This is a genomic window from Nonomuraea sp. K271, assembly GCF_009908215.1.
Classification (GTDB): domain Bacteria; phylum Actinomycetota; class Actinomycetes; order Streptosporangiales; family Streptosporangiaceae; genus Nonomuraea; species Nonomuraea longispora.
The window spans coordinates 1-1,614 of sequence record NZ_JAAAHR010000366.1 but is presented as its reverse complement, the minus strand read 5'-3'; the positions used below and the strand labels follow the sequence as shown (position 1 = coordinate 1,614).

3 protein-coding genes are annotated in these 1,614 nt (G+C 70.3%); all 3 read right to left on the bottom strand.

Going from position 1 to position 1,614, the window contains the following annotated elements:
- The coding region (locus GUY59_RS46975; protein ID WP_161715147.1) for a hypothetical protein at positions 1-268 on the bottom strand (268 nt) is incomplete at its 3' end.
- A 68-nt stretch (positions 269-336) separates the two neighbouring features.
- Positions 337-867, bottom strand: a complete 531-nt coding sequence (locus tag GUY59_RS46970) for a hypothetical protein (protein WP_161715146.1) — start codon at positions 865-867, stop codon at positions 337-339.
- A 177-nt stretch (positions 868-1,044) separates the two neighbouring features.
- On the bottom strand, positions 1,045-1,503 hold the full coding sequence (locus GUY59_RS46965) for a hypothetical protein (protein ID WP_138208856.1): 459 nt from the start codon (positions 1,501-1,503) through the stop codon (positions 1,045-1,047).
- Positions 1,504-1,614: the final 111 nt, after the last annotated feature.

Genomic DNA, 1,614 nt, shown 5'->3' with positions numbered 1-1,614 from the left:
GGGCCACGGCCTGCGCCGGGCGCAGGGTGCCGCCGTCGGCGTGCTCGAGGTGCCGGGCCACCAGCATCCACCACGTGCACAGGGTCTGCGCGCGCAGGGTGTCGTAGACCTGTACGGCGGCCAGCCGCTCGCCCCGGCCCAGCCGCCGGAACAGGTCATCGACGTGCTCCTGGCGGTCGTGTTCGGCCTGCCGGATGATCGCCTCCAGGCAAGCCATATTCTTCTCCGGCGTGGCGCCGGTGTGGGGGTGCTGCTGGGGGTTGTTCATGATGGGGGTGTCCCTTCGTTCGGGGGTGTCGCCAGTGCCGGGATGCGCTGGCGTGATCGGCTGGCTGGTCATGGCCCAGCCACGGTCGAGGCAGGCGGGATGAGGCTGTCTGGCCGGTGGTGGTCGTGGTCGGGGGGTGTGGCCGCGAGCGGGTGGGCTGTCTGGTCGATGAGGTGCTGGGTGAGCAGGTGGCCGCTGTCGTGCAGGAAGTCACGGGCGGCCATCCGTGCGGCGTGCGCGAGGGCGTGGTCGAACAGCGTTCCCGGCCGGGTGAGTGGGGGTTCCCCGGTGAGGTAGTGGCGGGCCCACGAGCGCACCCGCCGTAGTGCGTGATCGGAGCTCAGCCTCTTGCCGGTGATCTCCTCGGCCACCCGGTCCCACCAGGCGCGGGACGCCTGAGCGTGGGCGGTGACGAACAGTTGCTCGCCGGTGAGCCGTTGCCCGTTCTGCAAGGCGAAGATCGCCTTCGCCGCTGCCGTGTAGAAGGCGTGGCGGACGGTGGTCATCTTCTCGGCGGTCAACTGATCGCACGAGGCCCGCGTTATCTCGTGCAGCCCGCCGGGCGGGGGTAGCGGGCCGGGCTGACAGGGGTCGTTCATCGTGGGTCTTCCCTTTCTCTGGATGGCAGGAGCTAGTGAGGGGTGAGGGGCACGGGATGGCCGCCCGGCTGGCGGCTCGATACCGGCCCCGCGCCGATCGGGGGATGGGCGGGCGAGGCAGGCAGGGAGACGGGTGATCGCCGTCTCCGGATAAGGCATGTGTGCTCGCGCACGCCCTCACCGGCGGTTGCCCTGATCCCAGCCCTGCTCAGTCGTGATGGCCGGGGTGCCGTGGTCGGCGGAAGGAGCATCGAGATCGGAGGGCAGCGCCAGCGCTTGGGCGAGTTTGTCGGTCGCGTCCAGGAAGGCCCGTGCGCCGCCCCGGCGGGACTCCTCCATCGCTTGGGCGAACAGGCCGCCGTTGGTCACCGGGCGGGCGTGGAGCAACAGCCTCTGGGCGTGTTGCCGTACGGTCAGCAGCGCGCTCGCGCCGTCGACGGTGTCCTCGCGGCCGTGGGTGAGGTCGGTGACCTGCTGCCACCACGACAACCGCTGGTAGGCATAAGCGATCCGGCCCAGATCCTTGTCATGCAGCGTGCCCTCCTCATCGAGACGCACGATGCGGGTCAGGGCCTGCCTGAGGTCCCAGCGGGCCGCATTGGCGTACTGGACAGCGAGGTCTTCGAGACGACCCATGATGATCTCCTTCGGTAGCGGTGGTGAGGTACGCGGGGGGCGGTATCAGCTCGATCCGGGTGGTCCTAGGTCCCGGTGCTCGCCGCCTGCCGGGCAACCCCGGTGTGAGGG